This window comes from Pseudomonas sp. CAU 1711, from assembly GCF_039888625.1.
GTDB lineage: Bacteria > Pseudomonadota > Gammaproteobacteria > Pseudomonadales > Pseudomonadaceae > Aquipseudomonas.
The window spans coordinates 42,940-63,498 of sequence record NZ_JBDQQT010000001.1; the positions used below are offsets into that span (position 1 = coordinate 42,940).

17 protein-coding genes are annotated in these 20,559 nt (G+C 67.8%); 8 read left to right on the forward strand and 9 right to left on the reverse strand.

The window, feature by feature from the left end; all coding sequences use genetic code 11:
- Position 1: 1 nt before the first annotated feature.
- Positions 2-1,201: an O-antigen ligase family protein gene (locus AAFN46_RS00160; protein ID WP_347806659.1), complete on the forward strand. Its 1,200-nt coding sequence runs from the start codon at positions 2-4 to the stop codon at positions 1,199-1,201.
- Positions 1,198-2,016 (forward strand): lipopolysaccharide core biosynthesis protein, encoded by an 819-nt coding sequence (locus tag AAFN46_RS00165; RefSeq protein WP_347806660.1) that lies wholly within the window; start codon positions 1,198-1,200, stop codon positions 2,014-2,016. The genes AAFN46_RS00160 and AAFN46_RS00165 overlap by 4 nt, the downstream gene beginning before the upstream one ends.
- On the opposite strand, the gene AAFN46_RS00170 is transcribed toward AAFN46_RS00165, so the two are convergent.
- Positions 1,986-2,519 (reverse strand): lipopolysaccharide kinase InaA family protein, encoded by a 534-nt coding sequence (locus tag AAFN46_RS00170; protein ID WP_347806661.1) that lies wholly within the window; start codon positions 2,517-2,519, stop codon positions 1,986-1,988. The two genes, AAFN46_RS00165 and AAFN46_RS00170, sit on opposite strands and share 31 nt — an antisense overlap.
- A 116-nt stretch (positions 2,520-2,635) precedes the next feature.
- On the opposite strand from AAFN46_RS00170, the gene msbA reads away from it, so the two are divergent.
- From msbA to hldE, 4 genes are all read left to right on the forward strand, one after another.
- Positions 2,636-4,465, forward strand: a complete 1,830-nt coding sequence (gene msbA, locus AAFN46_RS00175) for a lipid A export permease/ATP-binding protein MsbA (protein ID WP_347806662.1) — start codon at positions 2,636-2,638, stop codon at positions 4,463-4,465.
- Positions 4,465-5,361, forward strand: coding sequence for a GNAT family N-acetyltransferase (locus AAFN46_RS00180; RefSeq protein WP_347806663.1), 897 nt, complete (start codon positions 4,465-4,467; stop codon positions 5,359-5,361). Before msbA ends, AAFN46_RS00180 begins: the two co-directional genes overlap by 1 nt.
- Positions 5,362-5,363: 2 nt before the next feature.
- Positions 5,364-6,764: a PIG-L family deacetylase gene (locus AAFN46_RS00185; RefSeq protein WP_347806664.1), complete on the forward strand. Its 1,401-nt coding sequence runs from the start codon at positions 5,364-5,366 to the stop codon at positions 6,762-6,764.
- 73 nt (positions 6,765-6,837) lie between these two features.
- A complete protein-coding gene (gene hldE, locus AAFN46_RS00190; RefSeq protein WP_347806665.1) occupies positions 6,838-8,259 on the forward strand; it encodes a bifunctional D-glycero-beta-D-manno-heptose-7-phosphate kinase/D-glycero-beta-D-manno-heptose 1-phosphate adenylyltransferase HldE in 1,422 nt (473 codons plus the stop codon).
- A 1-nt stretch (position 8,260) separates the two neighbouring features.
- Here the strand turns inward: hldE and AAFN46_RS00195 are convergent, their stop codons facing one another.
- Genes AAFN46_RS00195 through AAFN46_RS00210 form a run of 4 tightly spaced genes read right to left on the reverse strand, consistent with a single transcriptional unit; the run spans position 8,261 to position 11,555 of the window.
- On the reverse strand, positions 8,261-9,160 hold the full coding sequence (locus tag AAFN46_RS00195; RefSeq protein WP_347806666.1) for a metal ABC transporter ATPase: 900 nt from the start codon (positions 9,158-9,160) through the stop codon (positions 8,261-8,263).
- Positions 9,161-9,204: 44 nt separating this feature from the next.
- On the reverse strand, positions 9,205-10,005 hold the full coding sequence (locus AAFN46_RS00200; protein WP_347806667.1) for an aldo/keto reductase: 801 nt from the start codon (positions 10,003-10,005) through the stop codon (positions 9,205-9,207).
- A complete protein-coding gene (locus tag AAFN46_RS00205) occupies positions 10,002-11,177 on the reverse strand; it encodes an FAD-dependent oxidoreductase (RefSeq protein ID WP_347806668.1) in 1,176 nt (391 codons plus the stop codon). Before AAFN46_RS00205 ends, AAFN46_RS00200 begins: the two co-directional genes overlap by 4 nt.
- Before the next feature lie 45 nt (positions 11,178-11,222).
- Positions 11,223-11,555 carry a multidrug efflux SMR transporter gene (locus AAFN46_RS00210; protein WP_347806669.1) on the reverse strand — a complete coding sequence of 111 codons (333 nt, stop codon included), beginning with the start codon at positions 11,553-11,555 and terminating at the stop codon, positions 11,223-11,225.
- Positions 11,556-11,681: 126 nt separating this feature from the next.
- Between AAFN46_RS00210 and waaA the strand changes: the two genes are divergently transcribed.
- A complete protein-coding gene (waaA, locus tag AAFN46_RS00215) occupies positions 11,682-12,956 on the forward strand; it encodes a lipid IV(A) 3-deoxy-D-manno-octulosonic acid transferase (RefSeq protein WP_347806670.1) in 1,275 nt (424 codons plus the stop codon).
- Here the strand turns inward: waaA and AAFN46_RS00220 are convergent.
- Together AAFN46_RS00220 and AAFN46_RS00225 are read right to left on the reverse strand one after the other, a co-directional pair.
- The gene (locus AAFN46_RS00220) at positions 12,899-13,471 is read right to left on the reverse strand and encodes a metal-dependent hydrolase (protein ID WP_347806671.1); all 573 of its coding nucleotides are present in this window, start codon (positions 13,469-13,471) and stop codon (positions 12,899-12,901) included. The genes waaA and AAFN46_RS00220 overlap by 58 nt on opposite strands.
- Positions 13,468-15,030, reverse strand: a complete 1,563-nt coding sequence (locus AAFN46_RS00225; RefSeq protein WP_347806672.1) for a histidine kinase — start codon at positions 15,028-15,030, stop codon at positions 13,468-13,470. The genes AAFN46_RS00220 and AAFN46_RS00225 overlap by 4 nt, the downstream gene beginning before the upstream one ends.
- Before the next feature lie 145 nt (positions 15,031-15,175).
- Between AAFN46_RS00225 and serB the strand changes: the two genes are divergently transcribed.
- Entirely contained in the window at positions 15,176-16,390 is a 1,215-nt protein-coding gene (gene serB, locus AAFN46_RS00230; RefSeq protein ID WP_347806673.1) for a phosphoserine phosphatase SerB, read from the forward strand.
- Positions 16,391-16,482: 92 nt separating this feature from the next.
- Here the strand turns inward: serB and AAFN46_RS00235 are convergent, their stop codons facing one another.
- Positions 16,483-18,549 (reverse strand): EAL domain-containing protein, encoded by a 2,067-nt coding sequence (locus tag AAFN46_RS00235; RefSeq protein ID WP_347806674.1) that lies wholly within the window; start codon positions 18,547-18,549, stop codon positions 16,483-16,485.
- 66 nt (positions 18,550-18,615) lie between these two features.
- Positions 18,616-20,433 (reverse strand): molecular chaperone, encoded by a 1,818-nt coding sequence (locus AAFN46_RS00240; RefSeq protein WP_347806675.1) that lies wholly within the window; start codon positions 20,431-20,433, stop codon positions 18,616-18,618.
- Positions 20,434-20,559 lie beyond the last annotated feature (126 nt).

Consider the following 20,559-nt stretch of genomic DNA (forward strand, 5'->3'; position numbering starts at 1 on the left):
GGTGCCGGTATTAAGCCTGCCGGTGCTGTCGCGCTGGGCGCTGATCGGGGTGCTGGTTCTACTCTGCTCGCCTTGGATCATACCTAGCAACAAGCTCTATCATCAGGCGCTCGCCCTGCTGCTGTGGCTGCCGGCGCTACTGGCCTTGCTGAACCGCGAGTTCCTGCGTCTCCTGCGTCAGCCGGAGCTTATTATATTCGTCGTGCTGGCCACTTGGACGCTCTTGGTGCTCACGCTTAGCGGCGGCAACGATCCGGTCAGTCAGGCCAAGTTGCCGTTCTACGTGTTGCTTTCATTGCTCGGAGTGCTGCTCGCGTCCCGCGACCCGCGCTGGTCGATAGAGCTCCAGTTGGGTTTGGCCGCCCTGCTGGGGGGCGTGCTGGCCTGGGTATCGGTGCAATATTTTTCGCTCACCGCCCCCCATGAGCCAGGCCAGCGCGTGATCGCCATCGGCCTGTGGGACAAGGCGATTATGGCCGCCCATGCGATTGGCGCCTTGGCGGTGCTGGGCTGCTGTCTGATGGGGCGTGTTCGCAGCTTCCTTCAGGCCATCGCCGTTGCCCTGGTCAGCGCGGGCTACGGGCTGTTCCTCGTCCTGAACCAGAGTCGAGGTGTGTGGGTGGCTGGTCTGGCCGTGATAGTCGTGATGACTGCCATTCGTCCTATGTTGGGTAAGGTTGTCGGCTGCGTGTTGTTTCTACTGGCCATCGCTGCCGTCTGCTGGCTATTCCCGGAGCTCATTATTCAGCGCGGTTTTTCCTTCCGGCCCGAGCTCTTTATGGGGGGCTTGCAGCTGTTTGAGCAGAACATGCTACTGGGCTTGGGTTTCAACAGCTACGAGATACCGGTGGCGGCTCTCAATGACTCCTTCAAGCATCCGCATAATCTCTACCTCGATCTAGCCATCAGGCTGGGTCTTCCCGGGCTCGCGCTCTTTGCGTTGCTTTGGGTATGCGTGGCATGGCGCGGCTGGAGTAGTCGAGGTGAGCCGTTGGGGCGGGCGCTGCTGGCGCTGTGGATATTTTCCAGCGTGGCCTTGCTGACCGATGGCATCGGTCTATGGCGCAAGCCCAATGCGGACTGGCTGATTACTTGGCTGCCCGTAGCCCTGAGCCTGGTGATCGCGGTCAGGGCGCAAGAAGAGAAATTGACGGAGGAGGCGATGGCTTCGCCACTTCATGGGGAGGGAACTGAGAAATGACCGCAGCCGAACATCTCTTGGCCGCAAAATCCTTCGCTGAGCTGCGTGGCAGCTACAGCGGCGCGCTGTTCATCATCGCGTCGGGGCCGTCGACCAAGGCGTTTCCGCTGCAGCGTTACGCCGACTACCCGATGCTGGCGCTGAACGGATCGATCTGCTGCCTAGCCGAGGCGGGTATCGCGCCTCTCTTTTATCTGTGCGATGACAGTAGCTTTGTGCGCAATCGCCTTCCGTTGTTGCTCCAGGCGCTCGCCCATGCTCAGCACCTGGCGCTGAGCCCGCGGGTGGTGGGCAGCCTGCTGGCGCAGGAGCCCCAAGCCCTGGATGGTCGTTCGGCTTACCGTTTCGAGCGGGTCAATCGGCTGCCGGAGGGGGGCGAGGCGATGAGCGACCGCCGTTTTGCGCGTCAGGCACGCAAGGACCCCGACTTCGAGTGCGATTTCTCCTGGTTCCGCCAGAAGCCAAACCGAATCGGCTTCAGCCGCAATCTGGACAAGGGCTATTTCAGTAGCCGCACCATACCTTATGCCGGCATCCAGCTGGCCTATCACCTGGGCTTCAGTCGTGTATTCCTGGTCGGCGTGGATCTGGACTCCAGCCTCGGGCGCTTCTACGAGCAGGGTGAACAGGCAGTGAAGAGTCGCCTGGACGGCGACTATGAGGACTATATCCTGCCGTGCTTCCGATTGATGGCCGAGCGGGTGATCAATCCCGGCTTTCAGGTCTACAACCTGTCGGCCAATAGTCGTCTGCCGGCCGAGGTGGTGCCGAAGATCGATCTGGATCAGCTGGACGCCTTGCTCGCCGCCTCGTAGGCCGCTTGCAGCTCGCTCCAGGGGAAGTCCGCCACCTTGCGGCGCTGGAGATAGCGTTGCAAGTGCTGGAAGTTGCGCCGTACCAGCATAGGTCCCAGCGGGCGGCGCTTGAAACGCAGGTCGAGGAAGTCGATCAGGCCGAAGTCGCCGTCCGGGGTGCGCAGGATATTGCCCAGATGCAGGGAGCGGAAATAGATACCGAGCCGATGCAGTTTGAGTATGTAGCTCGCCAGCTGCGGCAGGCGCCGATCGAATTCGCCGCGCGAGTCGCGGAACAGCTTGTCCAGCGGCTGGCCGTCCAGTGGTCGGTACAGGCAGGCGCTGACGGCCTTGTCGCGATCGATCCACAGGCATTCGAGAATCGCGGGTGTGTGGATGCCCAGGCCCTGCAGGCGGGTGGCGCGCTCGGCGAAGCGGCGGGCATCCGGGCGCAGGCGAGCCAGCAGCGGATTGCGCCGGCTGCGGAAAATTTTCAGCAGGGTGCCATCGGGCAAACGAACCACCTTTGGGCCGTGGCTGTCTTTTTCCAGCAGTTCGCCCTGGCTCAACCAATCCTGTAATTCGTTCGCTGTTACAATCCGCATCTTGTCTCTCTAGCCAGTCGTACGAGGCTTGCCGAATGGCCAATTCTACCCAGCAATCCAGCCTGAAGGTTTATCTGAGGTTGCTGAAATATGTGGTGCCGTACTGGGGGCTGTTCGCCATCAGCATTCTCGGTTTTCTGATTTTCGCCTCGACTCAGCCGATGCTGGGCTACATGCTCAAGTTCTTCGTCGATGGCTTGAATAATCCTGACGCCGGCTTCTTCGCCACGGTGCCTTACCTCAAGGATCAGGCCTGGCTGGCGCAGCTCAAGCTGTTGCAGGCGGTGCCGTTGCTGATTGTGCTGATTGCCTTGTGGCAGGGTATAGGTTCCTTTCTCGGTAATTACTTTCTGGCGCGGGTCTCTATGGGGCTGGTGCAGGATCTGCGCATCGCCTTGTTCAACAACCTGCTGACGCTGCCCAATCGCTATTTCGACAATCACAACTCCGGGCACCTGATCTCGCGCATCACCTATAACGTGACCATGGTCACCGGTGCCGCCACCGACGCCATCAAGGTGGTGGTGCGCGAAGGCATGACGGTGCTGTTCCTGTTCGCCAGCCTGCTGTGGATGAACTGGAAGCTGACCCTGGTGATGCTGGCGATACTGCCAGTCATCGGGTTGATGGTGACTAGCGCCAGCAAGAAATTCCGCAAGCAGAGCAAGAAGATCCAAGTGGCCATGGGCGATGTCACCCATGTCGCCTCTGAGACCATCCATGGGTACCGGGTGGTGCGCAGCTTCGGCGGCGAGGACTACGAGCGCCGGCGCTTCTCTCGAGCGGCCGAGGATAACAAGGCCAAGCAGCTGCGCATGGTCAAGACCAGCGCGGTCTACACCCCCAGCCTGCAGCTGGTGATCTACAGCGCCATGGCGGTGCTGATGTTCCTGGTGCTGTTGCTGCGCGGAGATGCGTCCACCGGCGACCTGGTGGCCTATATCACTCTGGCCGGCTTGCTGCCCAAGCCGATCCGTCAGCTCTCGGAAGTCAGTTCGACCATCCAGAAGGGCGTGGCCGGTGCCGAGAGCATTTTCGAGCAGCTGGACGAGGTGCCCGAGATCGATGGCGGCAGCCAGGAGCGCGAGCGCGTCAGCGGCCGGCTGGAGGTGCGCAACCTGAGCTTCCAGTACCCGGGTGCGGAGAAGCCGGTGCTCAGGGACATCTCCTTCGTCGCCGAGCCCGGGCAGATGATCGCCCTGGTCGGCCGCTCTGGCAGCGGCAAGTCGACCCTGGCCAGCCTGATTCCGCGCTTCTACCACCATGAGCAGGGGCAGATCCTGCTGGATGGCCTGGACGTCGAGGACTACCGCCTGCGCAACCTGCGCCAGCACATCGCTCTGGTCACCCAGCACGTCACCCTGTTCAACGACACGGTGGCCAACAATATCGCCTATGGCGATCTCGCCGGCGCGCCGCTGGAGGACGTCAGGCGGGCCGCCGAGGCTGCCTATGCCGCCGAGTTCATCGACAAGCTGCCGCAGGGCTACGACACTCTGGTCGGCGAGAACGGCGTGCTGCTCTCCGGCGGCCAGCGCCAGCGCCTGGCCATCGCCCGTGCCTTGCTCAAGGACGCGCCGCTGCTGATTCTCGACGAGGCCACCTCGGCCCTGGACACCGAGTCCGAGCGGCATATCCAGGGCGCCCTGGACGAGGTGATGAAGGGCCGTACCACCCTGGTCATCGCCCATCGCCTGACCACCATCGAGAAGGCCGACATGATCCTGGTCATGGACCAGGGCGAGATCGTCGAGCGCGGCAGCCACGCCGAGTTGCTGGCGCAGAACGGTTACTACGCGCGCCTGCATGCCAAGCAGTTCGAGGAGGGCGGCGAGCAGCCGCAGCTGCTGGAGCAGGGCGCCTGATGCTGAATTGGCTTCGCAGCTATCGCGAGCGCGGTTGGCAAGAGATCGATGCCGCGACCTATGCGGCCACCTGGCAGCGCTTCGGCGGCAGCGTGGCGACTCACCCGCAGGTGGTCGAGCGCCTGGCCGGGCTGGCCGGCATCCCGGTGCGTTACCTGGGCTGGGAGCAAGGCGGCGCGCTGCAGGCCGCGATTCCCACCTGGGGGCAGCACCTGGCGCTGGCCAAGGAGGTGCTGAAGCGCAGCGGCAAGCGCGGGCTGTTCGATCTGGGCAACGCCGAGATCATCCTGCCGGTCGCCGAGCAGGCGCGCGTGCAGCTGCGCCATCGTGCGCGCTACGTCTCGCAGCTCAACGCCCAGGCGGTCGTCACCCTGCGCGAGCAACCGGAAGGCTTGGGCCTGGCGCGCGAGCCCGAGGAGTACAGCAAGAAGTTCCGCTACAACCAGCGCCGCGAGCAGCGCCTGCTGGAGGAGGCCGGCGGGCTCATCCGACCGATGCTGGAGCTGAGCGCCGAGGAGCAGGCACGCATCTACGCCGAGCTGTTCCGCCGGCGCTGGGGTTTCGAGGCCACCGGCCACGAGCGCCTGGCCGAGGTGTTCGCCCTGCTGCGCGAGTTCATGACCGGCTCGCTGGTCTACCTGAACGACGAGCCGGTGGCCATCCAGGTGCTCTACCGGGTCGAGGCGCCTGCCTGGGTCAGCCTGGAGTACATCAACGGCGGCGTCGACCCGCAGCAGCGCGAGTTCAGTCCCGGTAGCGTGCTCAGCTACGTCAACACGCAGAACGCCTGGGCCGAGGCGCGCGCCATCGGCAAGCCGCTACGCTATTCCTTCGGTCGTGCCGACCGCGAATACAAGGATCGCTGGTGCAACCGGGTACCCGTCTACCAGGTGTGAAGATGCAGGCTCGCAAGCAGCAACTGTTGAAGCGTCACCGTCGCCACAAGCGCATCGCCCTGTTGCTGGGGCTGCTCATGCTTGGCGCGCTCGGCGTGCTGGTCGCCTGGTGGTGGGTGCCGCTGCTGCTGGCGCTGGGCTGGCTCGCTCACGAGGCCTGGTTCGCCGATCACCTGTTCTATGCGCCGGGCGAGGACTACCGCTACGACTTTCCCAGGGGTACGCCCTGCCTGCCGGCGAGTCTGGTCGATGGCAGGCTGCGCCTCGATGGCGACATCGGCGCGGCTGACACCCTGATCCTCGAGTGGGAGGTGACCGCGACCTGGCTTGGGCGCTTCCTCGACCCGCAGGTGTGGATCGGCGACGACCGCCAGGATTTCGAGCGCGGCGTCTATGGCGGCCGCTACCTCAACCTGTCCGGTCAGGGTGAGGCGCTGCGGCGCGGCGAGCTGACCCTGCGCGGCCGTTTCTGCCGCCTGGCCGGCGGCGGGCGGCTGTTCGCCCTGAGCAACCCCGATTACGCCGAACGCCGCCTGATGGTGATCGCGCCGCATGCCGACGACGCCGAGCTGGCCGCCTTCGGCCTCTACAGCCGTTGTCGCGAGGCCAGCATAGTCACCCTGACCCAGGGCGAGATCGAGGCCGGACACTTTCGCCGCCTGGGGCTGCCGCTGCCCGAGGCGGCGCGGCTCAAGGGCCGTCTGCGCGCCTGGGACAGCCTGGCCGTGCCGCTGTGGGGCGGCGTGCCGCAGAGCCGCTGCGTGCAGCTCGGCTATTACTGCCTGCAGCTGCCGGCCATGGCCGAGGCGCCGCTGCAGCCGTTCGCCTCGCGCGAGTCGGGCGATGGCGATGTGCGCAGCGTGCGTCGGCACAATCCGCTGAGCCTGCCGGGCGATGCCGACGGCGCGCCGACCTGGCACAACCTGGTGGCCGACCTGGCCGCGCTGCTCGAGCACTTCCGCCCCGAGGTGCTGGTCACCCCGCACCCCGAGCTGGACCCGCACGGTGATCACGTCGCCGCCACCCGCGCCTTGCTCGAGGCGGTCCAGCGCAGCGCCTGGCAGCCGCAGACCCTGCTGCTCTACGCCAACCACCTGCACGACAACGACCGCTGGCCCATGGGGCCGGCCGGCCAGGGCATTGCCCTGCCGCCGGCCATGGTCGCGCTGCCGGCCGATGGTCTGTGGAGCCCGCAGCTGTCCGCCGCGACGCAGCTCGACAAGGCCATGGCCCTGGCCATGCAGCACGACCTGCAGTTGCCGCTGCCGACCAAGAAACGCCTGCGTCGGCTGATCCAGCGCCTGCTGGCCGGGCGGCGCTGGCCGAGCAGCGGCGAGGACGAGTTCTTCCGCAAGGCGGTGCGTCGTCACGAGCTGTTCTGGGTGCGCCCGCTGGGCGAGTGAGGCCAGGCGGCGATGTTCAACATGCTATGATCCGCGGCGATTTTGCCGCTTCCCTGTCGAGAGTTCTGTGTCCATGAAGCTGTCCATGCCCCGTTACGACCAAGCCCCCGTTCTGGTGGTGGGCGATGTCATGCTCGACCGTTACTGGCATGGCGGTACTTCGCGCATCTCCCCCGAGGCGCCGGTGCCGGTGGTTCGCGTCGAACAGATCGAGGACCGCCCGGGTGGCGCCGCCAACGTCGCGCTGAATATCGCCGCGCTCGGGGCGCCGGCCCTGCTGGTGGGCGTGACCGGGCGCGACGAAGCGGCCCACAGCCTCACCGACAGCCTGCACGCGGCCGGAGTCGAGGCGCACTTCCAGCGCATCGACGAGCAGCCGACCATCGTCAAGCTGCGGGTCATGAGCCGCCACCAGCAGTTGCTGCGCATGGACTTCGAGGAACCCTTCGATACCGACGCCGAGGCCCTGGCCGAGGATGTCGACGGCCTGCTCGCCGGCGTCAAGGTGCTGGTGCTGTCGGACTACGGCAAGGGCGCGCTGAAGAATCATCAGGCGCTGATCCAGCTGGCCCGCGCGCGCGGCATTCCGGTGCTGGCCGACCCCAAGGGCAAGGACTTCTCCATCTACCGCGGCGCCAGCCTGATCACGCCCAACCTCAGCGAGTTCGAGGCGATTGTCGGCCACTGCGCCGACGAGGCCGAACTGGTGGCCAGGGGCGCCAGGCTGATGGCCGAGCTGGAACTGGGCGCGCTGCTGGTGACCCGCGGCGAGCACGGCATGACCCTGCTGCGCCCGGAGCACCCGGCGCTGCACCTGCCGGCCCGTGCCCGCGAGGTGTTCGACGTGACCGGCGCCGGCGACACGGTGATCTCCACCCTGGCCGCCTCCATCGCCGCCGGCGAGGAGCTGCCGCAGGCCGTGGCCCTGGCCAACCTGGCCGCCGGCATAGTGGTCGGCAAGCTCGGCACCGCCGCCATCAGCGCGCCCGAGCTGCGCCGCGCGGTGCAGCGCGAGCAGGGCTCCGAGCGCGGCGTGGTCAGCGTCGAGCAGCTGCTGCTGGCGCTGGAGGATGCCCGCGCCCACGGCGAGAAGATCGTCTTCACCAACGGCTGTTTCGATATCCTGCATGCCGGCCACGTGACCTACCTGGAGCAGGCCCGCGCGCAGGGCGACCGCCTGGTGCTGGCGGTCAACGACGACGCCTCGGTGGCGCGTCTCAAGGGCCCCGGCCGGCCGATCAATGCGGTGGACCGGCGCATGGCCGTGCTCGCCGGTCTCGGCGCGGTGGACTGGGTGGTGAGCTTCGCCGAAGACACCCCGGAGAGCCTGCTGCGCGCGGTCAAGCCGGACGTGCTGGTCAAGGGCGGTGACTACGGCATTGAGCAGGTGGTCGGCGCCGAGATCGTCCGCGCCTACGGCGGCGAGGTGCGGGTGCTGGGCCTGGTGGAGAACAGCTCGACCACCGCCATAGTCGAGAAGATCCGCAGCAAATAGTTCAGCCGGCGCGCCGCCCCGGCTCGCCAGCTTCGCCGCGCAGGCGCGCCTGCCAGTCCTTCCAGCGGATGCGCTCGTCGCGCACCAGCCAGCCGTCCTGGCTGGCGAAGCTCTCCGACAGCCACAGGCCGCGGGTGCTGGCCGCGACCAGTTCGCCGCGGCGCAGGGTGAACAGCTCGCTGCCCGGCAGCCCGGCCTTGAGCGGCAGCAGGTAGAGGTCGGGGCGGCGCCGCTCCAGGCGCGCCACCAGCTCGCCGTGCTCCAGGTGCTCGTCGACGTGGAACAGGCTGGGCTGGCGGCAGTCCCTGGGCAGCTCCAGGCGCAGGTCGTAGACCAGTTGCAGCGAGGCGGTGGGCAGGTGCACGTAGGCGCGCGGGCGCTCCAACAGCATCTGGTTGCCACACTGCACCGGGCGCGCCGCACCGGACAGCGGGCTGAGGCGAAAGGGGGTGTTCTCGCGATAGGGCAACGCATAGGGCGTCGGCAGCCAGGTGTCGGCGTAGCGCCCGGCCAGCCAGCCGCGTTCGTCTTCGACCAGGCACTCCTCGGCCACCTCGGCGATGGCGGTGAGCAGCGGCAGGTTCAGTTCGTGCACCGGCACATAGCCGGAGATCAGCTTGAGCACGGTGTCGCCGCGATCCGGACGGCGCTGGCGCACCAGCACCCAGTACTCGCGCCCCTGCCAGGTCAGGGTCAGGCGTACCGAGACGCCGAGGTTGGCCAGTTCCAGGGCGAAGCGCTGGCCGTCCTCGACCTGCACGGGGCTGCGCCGCTCGAGCATCTGGGCGAAGTTCAGCGGCAGGCCGAGGCCGCGGTAGCTCAGGCCGTCCGCGGTGGCTTCCACGTACAGCGGCAGGGTCTTGAAGGCGGCGGGAGTCTTGCGGGCCAGCAGTTTCGACATGGCGGCGCCTCGCTGCGCGGTTTGGCCTGGCTGGGCTGTGCAGTTTAGCCGCGGATCACCGCCGCAGCGGTCGCCGCATTGGTCGCCAAGTGTTGCGGGTTGATGGTGCCGACTATGGCGGCGCTCACTCCGGGGTGGCCGAACACCAGCTCGAAGCTGGCACGCAGCGGGTCTTCACCCTCGCGCAGGCAGGCATGGCCGCTGGCCAGGGCCTTCTTGATCAGGATGCCTTTGTTGTGGGCCGCGGCATGGTCGAGCACGGGCTTCTCGCCCTGTTCGGCGAGGTTGTAGGTGACCATGGCGCAGTCGCCCTGCTCGAGGGCCAGCAGGCCGCCCTCGACCGTCTTGCCGGACAGGCCGAAGGCGCGGATCTTGCCCTCGCGCTTGAGCTCGGCCAGGGTCTGGTACACCCCGCTGTCACGCAGGATGGCGACATCGTTGCCGTCCGAGTGCACCAGTACCAGGTCGATGAAATCGGTTTCCAGGCGTCGCAGGCTGCGCTCGACCGAGAAGCGCGTGTACTGCGGGGAGAAGTCGAAGCGCGACTGGCCGTTCTCGAACTCCTCGCCGACCTTGCTGACGATCACCCAGTCCAGGCGCTGGCCGCGCAGCAGCGGGCCGAGGCGCTGTTCGCTGACGCCGTAGGCCGGCGCGGTGTCGATCAGGTTGATGCCCAGCGCGCGGGCCTGGTCGAGCAGGGCGCGGGCGGCGGCATCGTCGGGGATGCGGAAGCCGCTGGGGTACTTCACCCCCTGGTCGCGGCCCAGCTTGACCGTGCCCAGGCCCAGCGGCGAGACGAGCAGGCCGCTGTCGCCCAGGGGGCGGTGCAGATCGTGCAGGCTCATGGCAGCAGCTCCTCCCACACCGGCTGGGCCAGCGGCGGGCGCGGCAGCTCGGGCAGCGGCGCATGGCTGCCCGGTGCTATGCCGTCGCGCTCGAGGCTGGCGACGACCCGGTCGGCCAGGTCCGGCGCCAGCGCCAGCTTGGTCGGCCAGCCGACCAGCAGACGCCCCTGTTCGGCGAGGAAGGCGTTGTCCGGGCGGGTCAGGCCGGATTGCGCCGGCTCGGCGCGGTCGACCCGCAGGGTGGCCCAGCGCGCGTCGGAGAGATCGATCCAGGGCAGCAGCCGGCGCAGCTCTTCCTGCGCCGCGGCGATCTGTGCCGCCTCGTCGCGGGCCACGCCGTCGGCCTCGGCGATATCGCCGCCGAGGTACCAGACCCACTGGCCGTCGGCGGCCGGATGGCTGGTGACGGTGATGCGCGGCTTGGGCCCGCCGCCCAGGCAGTGGGCATACAGCGGCTTCAGGCCGCGCCCCTTGACCAGCACCATGTGCAGCGGGCGCAGCTGCTGGCGCGGCTGCTTCAGGCCGAGGCCGGCGAGCAGCCCGGCATTGCCGGCGCCGGCGCCGAGCACGATGCGGCGGGCGCGGATCTCGCGGCCGTCGACCCGCAGGCCGGCCAGCTCGCTGCCCTCGTACAGCGGCGCTATAGCGTGGCCGGCCAGCAGGCTGCCGTCGGCCAGTTCGGCCAGGCGCGCGATCAGGCTGGGCACGTCGAGCACCAGCTCGGCCAGGCGATAGACCTTGCCCTTGAACCTGGGGTGCTGCAGGGCCGGCGGCAGTTGCTCGCCCTTGACCTGGTCGACCCGGCCGCGCACGGCCTTGCTGGCGAAGAAGCTGGTCAGGTTGCCGGCCAGGCTGCCCGGCGACCACAGGTAGTGGGCGTCGGACAGCAGGCGCACGCCGCTCAGGTCCAGCTCGCCGCCGCCGGCCAGGGCCTCGCGCCAGCGCCGCGGCATGTCGGCGATGGCCTCGGAGGCACCGGTCAGGGCGCCGTGCAGGGCATACTTGGCGCCGCCGTGGATGATGCCCTGCGACTTCAGACTCTGGCCGCCGCCGAGGCCGGCGCTTTCCACCAGCAGGGTGGCGTAGCCGAGCTTGCGCAGGCGGGCGTTGAGCCAGAGGCCGGCGATACCGCCGCCGACGATCAGGATATCGGTGCTGAGGGACTGGGACATGCGCGGGCTCGCTGTGGATCAGGCACGCAGTATAACCGCCAGGGCTCAGTGGCCGCTGCTGCCGGAGAACAGCTGGATGACCATGACGCCGGCGACGATCAGGCCGATGCCCAGCAGGGCCGCCAGGTCGAGTTTCTGGCCGTAGACCAGCAGGCCGGCGATGCTGATCAGCACTATGCCCAGGCCCGACCAGATGGCGTAGGTGACGCCCACCGGCAGGCTCTTCATCACCAGGCTGAGCATCCAGAAGGCGATGCCATAGCCGACCACCACCAGGATCAGCGGCAGCGGCTTGCTCAGCCCGTCGACGGCCTTGAGCGCGGTGGTGGCGATGACTTCGGCGATTATGGCGATGGCCAGGTACAGATAACCGCTCATGGGACTTCTCCGGGAGTGCGGCGCGCATTGTGCCACGGCGCCTTGTCCGTCGGAGGCGGAAAAGCGTCATCCGCATGCCAGTTGCGGCATAGGTGCTTGTGCGGCGGCCTGCTAAGCTGCGCGCCCATGAACAGAACCCTGTACACCCTGCTCCTGCACTTGGCCCTGCCGATCATCTTCCTGCGCCTGCTGTGGCGCGCCTGGCGCGCGCCGGCCTATGGCCGGCGCATCGGCGAGCGCTTCGCCTGCGGCCTGCCCGAACTGCGCGCCGGTGGCATCTGGATCCATGCCGTGTCGCTGGGCGAGAGCATCGCCGCGGCGCCCTTGATCCGCGAGTTGCTGGAACGCCATCCCGAACTGCCGATCACCGTCACCTGCATGACCCCGACCGGCTCCGAGCGCATCCAGGTCCTGTTCGGCGACCGCATCCAGCACTGCTACCTGCCCTACGACCTGCCCTGGGCCTGCGCGCGCTTCATCGAGCGCCTGCGCCCGCGCCTGGCGGTGATCATGGAGACCGAGCTGTGGCCCAACCATATCCATGCCTGCCACAGGCGCGGGATTCCCGTGGCGCTGGCCAATGCGCGCCTGTCCGAGCGCTCGGCGCGCGGCTATGCGCGCTTCTCCCGGCTGACCGCGCCGATGCTGGCCGAGCTGGAGCTGATCGCGGTGCAGACCGAGGCCGAGGCCGAGCGCTTCCGCGCGCTGGGGGCGCGCAGTGAATGCGTCGAGGTGACCGGCTCGATCAAGTTCGATCTCGGCGTCGACGCCGAGCTGCCGCGGCGTGCCGGCGAACTGCGCACGGCCTGGGGCGCGGCGCAGCGGCCGGTGTGGATCGCCGCCAGCACCCATGCCGGCGAGGACGAGGTGGCGCTGGCGGCCCATCGCCGGCTGCTGGCCGAGCGCGACGATGCCCTGCTGATCCTGGTGCCGCGTCATCCGGAACGTTTCCAGCAGGTGTACGAGCTGTGCCGGCGCGAGGGCTTCGCCTGCGTGCGCCGCTCCGTCGGCGAGCCGGTCGAGGCGGGCACTCAGGTTCTGCTCGGCGATACCCTGGGCGAGCTGCTGTTCCTCTATGCCCTGGCCGACCTGGCCCTGGTCGGTGGCAGTCTGGTCGCCAACGGCGGGCACAACCTGCTGGAGCCGGCGGCACTGGGCAAGCCGCTGCTATCCGGCCCGCACCTGTTCAACTTCCTAGAGATCGCCGCGCAGCTGCGCGGCGCCGGCGACCTGCTGGAGGTGGCGGATGCCGAGCAGCTGCATGCGGCGTTGCGCGGCCTGTTCGCCGATCCGGCCGAGGCCCGGCGCCGGGCCGAGGCCGGTCTCGGCGTGCTGCGCGCCAATCAGGGCGCGTTGGCGCGCCTGCTGGCCGGTCTGGAGCGCCTGCTGGCGCGGGCGTGAAAGTGGCGCAGGGCCAGGCCGCTCAGCGCCAGGCCCAGGCAGGGCAGCCAGACCCAGCGCGCCTCGGAGGCCAGCGCGTCCAGGCCGCGCTGAGTGAAGAAACCCTGCACGAAGGGCGACACCTCGATCGGCCGCCAGGGCAGGAAGAAGCGCTGCTCGCTCCAGGGCCACAGCCAGGCCACGCCCAGGCCGCCGTCGGTGGCGGCGTCCAGCAGGCCGTGCGAGGCGCTGGCCAAGGTGATCCAGCAGAAGGCGCGCAGCGGCCCGCAGTGCAGCAGGCGGCAACCCAGCGCGCCTAGCACGCCGGTGAGGCCGGCAAATAGCAGCGAATGGCTGAAGCCGCGGTGGCCGAAGGCGTCGGCATAGGCGATGCCGAACCTGAAGGCCAGCACGTCGGCATCCGGCAGCAGGCTGAAGAGCAGGCCTGCCAGCAGCAGACGTGGCGGCAGCAGGCGCGGACCGAGCGCCAGCCCCAGGGCCAGGACCGGCAGCGGGTGCGTGATCAGGGTGGTCAAGAGTGCTCGTGCATGCGCGCCAGCTGGCGTTCCAGCAGCGAGGGGTAGGGGTCGAGCAGGCGCTCGACGCAGCTGGCACCCTCGGGGCTGGCGATGGCGCGGATGCGCGCGCACTGGCGCAGCAGCGGGTCGTCGGCGACGCCGCGCTGCACCAGCAGCAGGTTGCGGCTGTGCTGGGCCAGGGCCAGGGCGTCCTGGGCCGCCTCGCTGAGCAGCACCTCGGCCTGGCTCGGACCGATCTCCTCATCGCTGCGGGTCAGGCCCAGCTGCAGCTGCAGGGTGATGCCGCTGTCGGCCACCTCGATCTGCAGGGCGTGGCCGAGGGCGCGCAGCAGTTCGCCGCAGCACAGGGCGTGGGTCAGGTGGTCCTCGCCGGCGTACTCGCTGGAGAACAGCATCAGGCTGCTGCCGTCGTTGAGGGTGAACAGCTTGCCCTGGTACAGCGCGGCGGCCTGTTCCAGGCAGTCGCGGTAGCGCTGCAGCAAGTCGAGCAGGCGCGCGCGGGGCAGGTGGCGCAACTGTTCCTGGGCGCCCAGCTGGACGGCCAGCACGGCAGTGCTGATGCGGCGCTCGACTTGCGCCGGCTCGACGCTCGGCTGCGGCTGGGCCGGCTCGAACGCGGGCTCGGGCTGCAGGTCGCGCAGGTCGGCGAAGGGATCGTCGTCGTCCTGGCGAAACGCAGGCGCGGGGCGCGCGGCCGGCTCGGCGAAGTCCTCGTCGTAGTCCGCAGCAGCGCGTAGGTCGGGCATGGCGAAGCCGGGTTCGTGCGTTTGCTGGGCGTCGGCGAAGTGCTCGTGGTCGGCGAAGTCGGCGTAGTCGTCCTGGGGCTCGTGCTGCGGCTCGTGCTGCGGCTCGGGCTCCGCTTTCTCGGGCACCAGGCGGGCCTGCAGCTGGCGGGCCAGGTCGCCGATCTCGTCCTGGCGGCCGGCGCCGGGGGCGGGGTCGTCCGGGTCGCGCAGCCACAGGCGCAGCTGCAGCAGCGGAATGGAGATGTGGCGGCCCAGGCGCAGGCTCAGCGACATGGCCAGGGCCAGCAGGATCAGGCTGAGCAGGCCCATGCTCTGCAGGCTGATGGTCATCGGCTGCTGGAACTGCTGCATGTCCAGGCTGATGCGCAGCTGCCCGGCGATCACTTCCTGGAAGGTGATGGGCGTGGAGTACAGCCCCTCGGTCTCGCCGAGCAGGCTCTGCACCGGGCGGGCACCGGCCTCGGCGAGGATGCGGTTGTCCACGCTATAGATGGCCGCGTGCGCCACCAGGGGGTTCTTCGCCAGGTTGCCGAGTAGCACGTTGAGGCTGAGGATGTCGTTGGACACCAGCAGCTCGGTGGCCGAGGCGGCGGTCTGCACGGTCAGGCTCTGGCCGAGGGCGTCGGCCTGCTGCTGCATGGCCTGCTTGAACTGCATGCCCATCACCCAGGCGTAGATCACCAGGGCCAGGGCGACCAGCAGCAGGCTGTGGCTGGCGATGCGCAGGGCGATGGGCACGCGGCGCTGGCGCAGGGCATTGAACAGCAACAGGAAGAAGTTGTCGGGTTTGACCTGGGCGGGCCGGTTCACAGAGCGCGGCTCTTGTCGACTGGAAGTGCCGCGCAGTATAGCGAGCGGCCCTGGGCCGGCAAAGCGTCGGCCGTGCCGCTGGCCGGGCTGTCGGGGTAGAATGTGCGCCTTTTCGCCGCTCATCTGCCCGCCTGGAGTCCAAGCCGTGAGTGAAATCGTTCTGATCAATATCACCGGAGAAGACCGGCCGGGGCTGACCGCCGCCATTACCGGCGCGCTGGCGCAGGGCGGGGTGAATATCCTCGACATCGGCCAGGCGGTGATCCACGACACCCTGTCGTTCGGCATCCTGGTCGAGATCCCGCATACCGAACGCGGTTCCTCGGTGCTCAAGGAGGTGCTGTTCACCGCCTACAAGCTGGATCAGCAGGTGCGCTTCACCCCGGTCTCCGAGGCCGACTACCAGCAGTGGGTCAGTGGCCAGGGCAAGAGCCGCTACATCGTCACCCTGCTGACCCGCAGGGTCAGCGCCGAGCAGCTGCAGCGGGTCAGCTCGATCACCGCCAAATACGGGCTGAACATCGACCATATCGATCGCCTGTCCGGGCGCATGCCGCTGGACACGCCGGCCGACCAGGGCAAGGGCTGCATCGAGTTCTCCGTGCGCGGCGAGCCGGCCGATGTCGATGCCTTGCGCGCCGAGTTTCTCAGCGTGGCCCAGGAGCTCAACGTCGATATCGCCTTCCAGCGCGACTCGGTGTTCCGCCGCAACCGTCGCCTGGCGGTGTTCGACATGGACTCCACGCTGATCGAGGCCGAGGTGATAGACGAGCTGGCCAAGGCCGCCGGGGTCGGCGAGCAGGTGGCCGAGATCACCGAGCGGGCGATGCGCGGCGAGCTGGACTTCCGCGCCAGCTTCAAGGAGCGCCTGGCTCTGCTGCAGGGGCTGTCCGAGGACGTGCTGGAGGAGATCGGCGCTTCCCTGCGCCTGACCGAGGGCGCCGAAGTGCTGTTCGCCGAACTCAAGCGCCTGGGCTACAAGACCGCCATCCTGTCCGGCGGTTTCACCTACTTCGCCAGGCAGCTGCAGGCCAAGCTGGGCATCGATTATGTGTTCGCCAACGAGTTGCAGATAGTCGACGGCAAGGTCACCGGGCAGGCGGTCGAACCCATCGTCGATGCCCAGCGCAAGGCCGATCTGCTGCGCGAGCTGGCCGAGAAGGAGGGGTTGCGCCTGGAACAGACCATCGCCGTGGGCGACGGCGCCAACGACCTGCCGATGCTCGGCCTGGCCGGCCTCGGCGTGGCCTTCCGCGCCAAGCCGCTGGTCAAGCAGTCGGCCAAGCAGGCGATCTCCACCCTGGGCCTGGACGGCATCCTCTACCTGCTCGGCTTTCGCGACCGCGACGGGCAGGAATAAAGGTAGCAAGCCACAAGCTGCAAGTTAAAGCACAAGCCGAGCGGCTCGACGCTTGCGGCTTGAAGCTTGAAGCTTGCAGCTTAGGGCTGCCTTTATTCCTCTCCGGCGGAGAAGTCGTAGTCCATCGACTGGCTGGGGCCTTGCAGGTAGTGGCCCTGGATATAGTTGACCCCGGCCTGCCAGAGGGTGGCCAGCACGCTGGCGCTCTCGACGAAGGGCACTATGGTCAGCTTGGCCTGGGCGTGCAGGCTGGCCAGCAGGGTCTTCAGCGCCTCCTGGTTCTCCGCGTTGGACAGGTCCTGGGAGAAGGAGCCGTCGATCTTCACGAAGTCGACGTGCAGGTGCTTGAGCGTATTGAAGGGGTTGAGCGCGCAGCCGAACTGGCTCAGGGCAACCTTGCAGTGCAGTCCGGCCAGGCCCTGGGTGAGGGCCTTGGCCTGCTTGAGGTAGGCCACGGCGTCGGGCTCGCCGATCTGGAACACCAGCGCGTCCGAGGGCAGGCGCGCGGCCTTGAGGGCGACGCTAAGCCAGGGCAGCAGGGTCTGGTCCTGCAGGCTGCCTCCCGACAGGTGCACGAACAGGCGGGTGTTGTGGCCCTTGCTGCGGTGCTCGGCGAGCAGCTTGATCGAGTTGAGTATCACCCAGCGGTCGATCTTCTCGGCCAGGCCGGCTTCCTTGGCGGCGCTGAGGAAGTCGCCCGGGGGCACTTCCTCGCCCTGTGGGTTGAGCAGACGCAGCAGCACCTCGTAGTGCTCGTCGCTGTCGCCGCGTAGGCTGATGATCGGCTGGAACAGCAGGCGGAAGCTGTTGTTCTCCAGGGCCTGCTGGACCATGGCGGTCAGGTTGCCGCGATTGGCGGCGGCGGCCAGTTCGTCGGCCGGGTTGAACACCTTGATCGCGTTGCCTTCCAGTTCGTCGGCGCAACGGTGGGCGCGGTCGACCACTTCCTGGGCCTTGCTGGTCTGCTCGCTGAGGCCGGCCACGCCGATCGACAGGGTGGTCTGCGCGGTGCGCCCGTTGATGTCGAACAGATGCCCCTCGACCTTCTTCAGCAGGCCGCCGAGCTGCTCCTCGCACTGCTGGGGAGACTGGCCCGGCAGCAGGGCGGTGAACACGTCGTCGGCGAAGCGGGCGAGCTGGACCTCGCTGGGGAAGTGCTCGCGCAACAGGTTGGCCAGGTCGGTGAGCAGCAGGTCGATGCCGGCCAGTCCGAGGTCGGCGGCAATCTCGCCATAGCGATCGAGGCGGATGTAGGCCAGGCTGGCGATCTGCGTGCCGCTGACCGCGCGCTGGGCGGCGGTGTCCATCAGCTCGAGGAAATAGGGGCGGTTGAACAGGCCGGTGACCAGGTCCTGGCTGCTGATCTCGCGCAGTTTCTCTTCCAGCTCGGCGTTGTCGTTCTCGGCGCGGATCACCACCTGGATGCAGGGTTCGCCGTCGTAGGTGGCCGGGGAGAAGCTCATGCGCACCTGGAAGCGCTGGCCGTCGGCCCTGACCCCGCTGCAGCCGAGCTCGGCGGCGCTCTCGCCGCTGGCATAGTTCTTCAGGAAGTCCTTGAAGCGGGCCTGGTCCTCGCCGGCGATCAGGTCGATCATCGGCATGCCTTCCAGCTCCTCGCCGTCCTCGTAGTCGAACAGCTTGAGGTAGGCGCGGTTGGCGTAGATGTGCATGCCGTCGTGGACATAGGTGATGGCGTCCACCGAGCTGTCCAGCAGCAGCTGGCAGCGCTTCTCGGCCTCGCGCAGCGCCACCTCGGCGGTGCGCCGTGCGCGCCGCTCTTCCAGGCTGGCCAGCTCGCGATTGGCCACCAGGATCAGGCGCTCGTCCTCGCCCTGCGGCAGGGCATCGCGGGCGCCCAGCATCAGGGCCTCGGTGATGGCGTCGGAGTCGTTGTCGGCGACCAGCTGGATCACCGGGATGTCCTTGGACTGGCGACGGATCGCGGTGATCGCCTCGCTCGGCTCGAGATGCTCGCTGCTGGGGGCGCAGATCAGCAGATCCCAGCTCTGCTGCAGTACCTCGGCCAGCTCATCGCTGGAGGTGATGCGATGCACCCGGGTCGCGCGTCCGGCATTGCGGAACAGGCTGACCAGACGCTCGGCCTCGTTCTGCGAATCTTCCAGAATCAGCAGACGTATGGTTTTTTTTTCGATGGCCATGAGGTGTGCTTGGATAGCGCCGAAGAGCGGCTGCAAAAAGGCGACAGATGGTCTGTCTGCCGCAATCTACAGCGACTTCCAGAGTGAGTCAAAGTCTTCCTCGCCGCCCTTGCTGGTCTCCTTCTTGGCTGTGACGGAAGTCCCGTCGGCGGGTTTGCCGCTCTCTAGCACGCGGTATTCGAACTGGTTGAAACTGCCGGTGCTGGCCTGGCGGCGGCTGAGCACGGCGCGGGTCTCCTCGCCGTCGTGGTTGATCATCACCTTGTGGCTCTCCTGGAAGGGCAGGCGGGGGGTGATCAGGCTGGCCGGGCGCGAGATCACGCTGATTTCCGGCAGCAGCAGGGCGCGCAGGTACTGGCTGTTCTGTTCGCTCTTGCGCACCAGCTGAACGCCGCAGGGCTGTGCGTGCGGGGCGATCAGCTCGATGCCCATCTGCGTGCCGCCGCCGCGTACCTGGCGGATCCAGCGCACCACGGCCACGCTCCAGGCCTGCCCCGGGGCATCCTGGACGCCCAGCAATTCGCCGGCCTGCAGCTGGTTCGGCACCTCCTTGGGCCAGCTCAGGCAGTAGCCGCCGGGGCTGTGATTGATGATCGGCAGTTCGTGGCAGGGGTAGCTCTCGACATCGCCCGTGGGTTGCGGCTCGTTCGTCTTGCTGCTGGCTCGGTACTGGATCTCCTCCATCGGCAGCACGCCTTCCCAGTGGCTCTCGCGTTGGGCGTCGAAGGCACCGGCCCAGACATCGGGGGTGTTCTTGGCACCGCTGTTGCTGGCCTTGAACTGGGCGCTGCGCGAGGCCTCGGGGTGCTGCAGCACATCGGCGAAACTGCGCTGGCCCGCCAGGTTGAAGTGCAGGGCGGACATGCCGATGCACAGGGTCAGGCTGCCGTGCCCCGGATGGCGCTGGAAGGTGCGCTCGGCGATGTCGCCCCAGGCCGCACCGAGGTGTTGCAGCAGGTCGGTCGACAGGCCTTCGGGCAGGGGCAGGCGGCGTTGTTCCTTGCTGTCCGGGGGGAGCAGCAGATGTTCCTTGATGGCGTCCACCAGCGGCTGGGGGTCGAGCCCCAGCAGGTTGCCCAGCTCCGCTGCGCCGTACAGCGACTTGTAGCGTGGCGGGCCGTCCTGTTGCGGGGCGACGACGAACAGGCTGCGCGGGTCGTCGGCGCGGCGCAGGGCGGCCAGCTCGCTCCAGCTCTCCAGGGCCTCGGCCAGGCGGGCGATGCCGCTCTGGCGCAACTGGTTGCAGCGTGCGCAACCGAGCAGTAGTGCGCCGATGTAGACATGCTCGAGGCTCTGGCTGGCGCCGCCGCGGGCGAGGCCGTCCTTCACCTGCAGGCGCTGTAGCTCATGCTGTTGGGCGATCCGGTAGAGCTGGTGCAGCTCCAGCCACAGGCCTTCCGGAATCGGACAGTAGAGCTGGTTGGCGCGCGTCAGCGGGCCGCACAGGCTGTGGGCGGCACGCTGCAGGGCGACGGCCAGTAGCTGCGGGCGTTCCTTGCTGAAGCGCGGCAGCTCCTGGGTGACGATCAGTTTGTAGCCGATTGCCAGATGGTTCTGCAGGGCCTGGCAGAGATTGGCGACCTTGCGCGGGCGGTCGTCGAGCACGATGGACTGGTTGAGGAAGTGGCGCTCCAGGTGCTGGCAGACGAAGTGCACTTCCGGGCGCAGCAGCTCGAGCAGTTGCAGGCGATTGTCGGGCGCGCTGATCAGCTGATTCAGTTCGATCAGGCCGTGGTACAGCTGGCGTGCCGTTTCGCCGATATTGGCCTTGGGCAGGTGGGCGATCCAGCGTTTCAGGTCGCGAGAGTTGGCCTCGCAGAAGGTCAGGTCCTGTCTGGTTGGGGTGGGGACACGCAGGAGCAGATGAGGGCTTTGTTTGTCCATCGGGGGTCCTAGTGCAGGCGACCTTCCCTCTCTAGTGAAGGGCTATGGGGAACTCTAGCAGTAACGTGCGGCTCTGGCAGCCACGACGCTATCGGTCATTCAGGGGTTCGACCCCGTTGGTTTGCC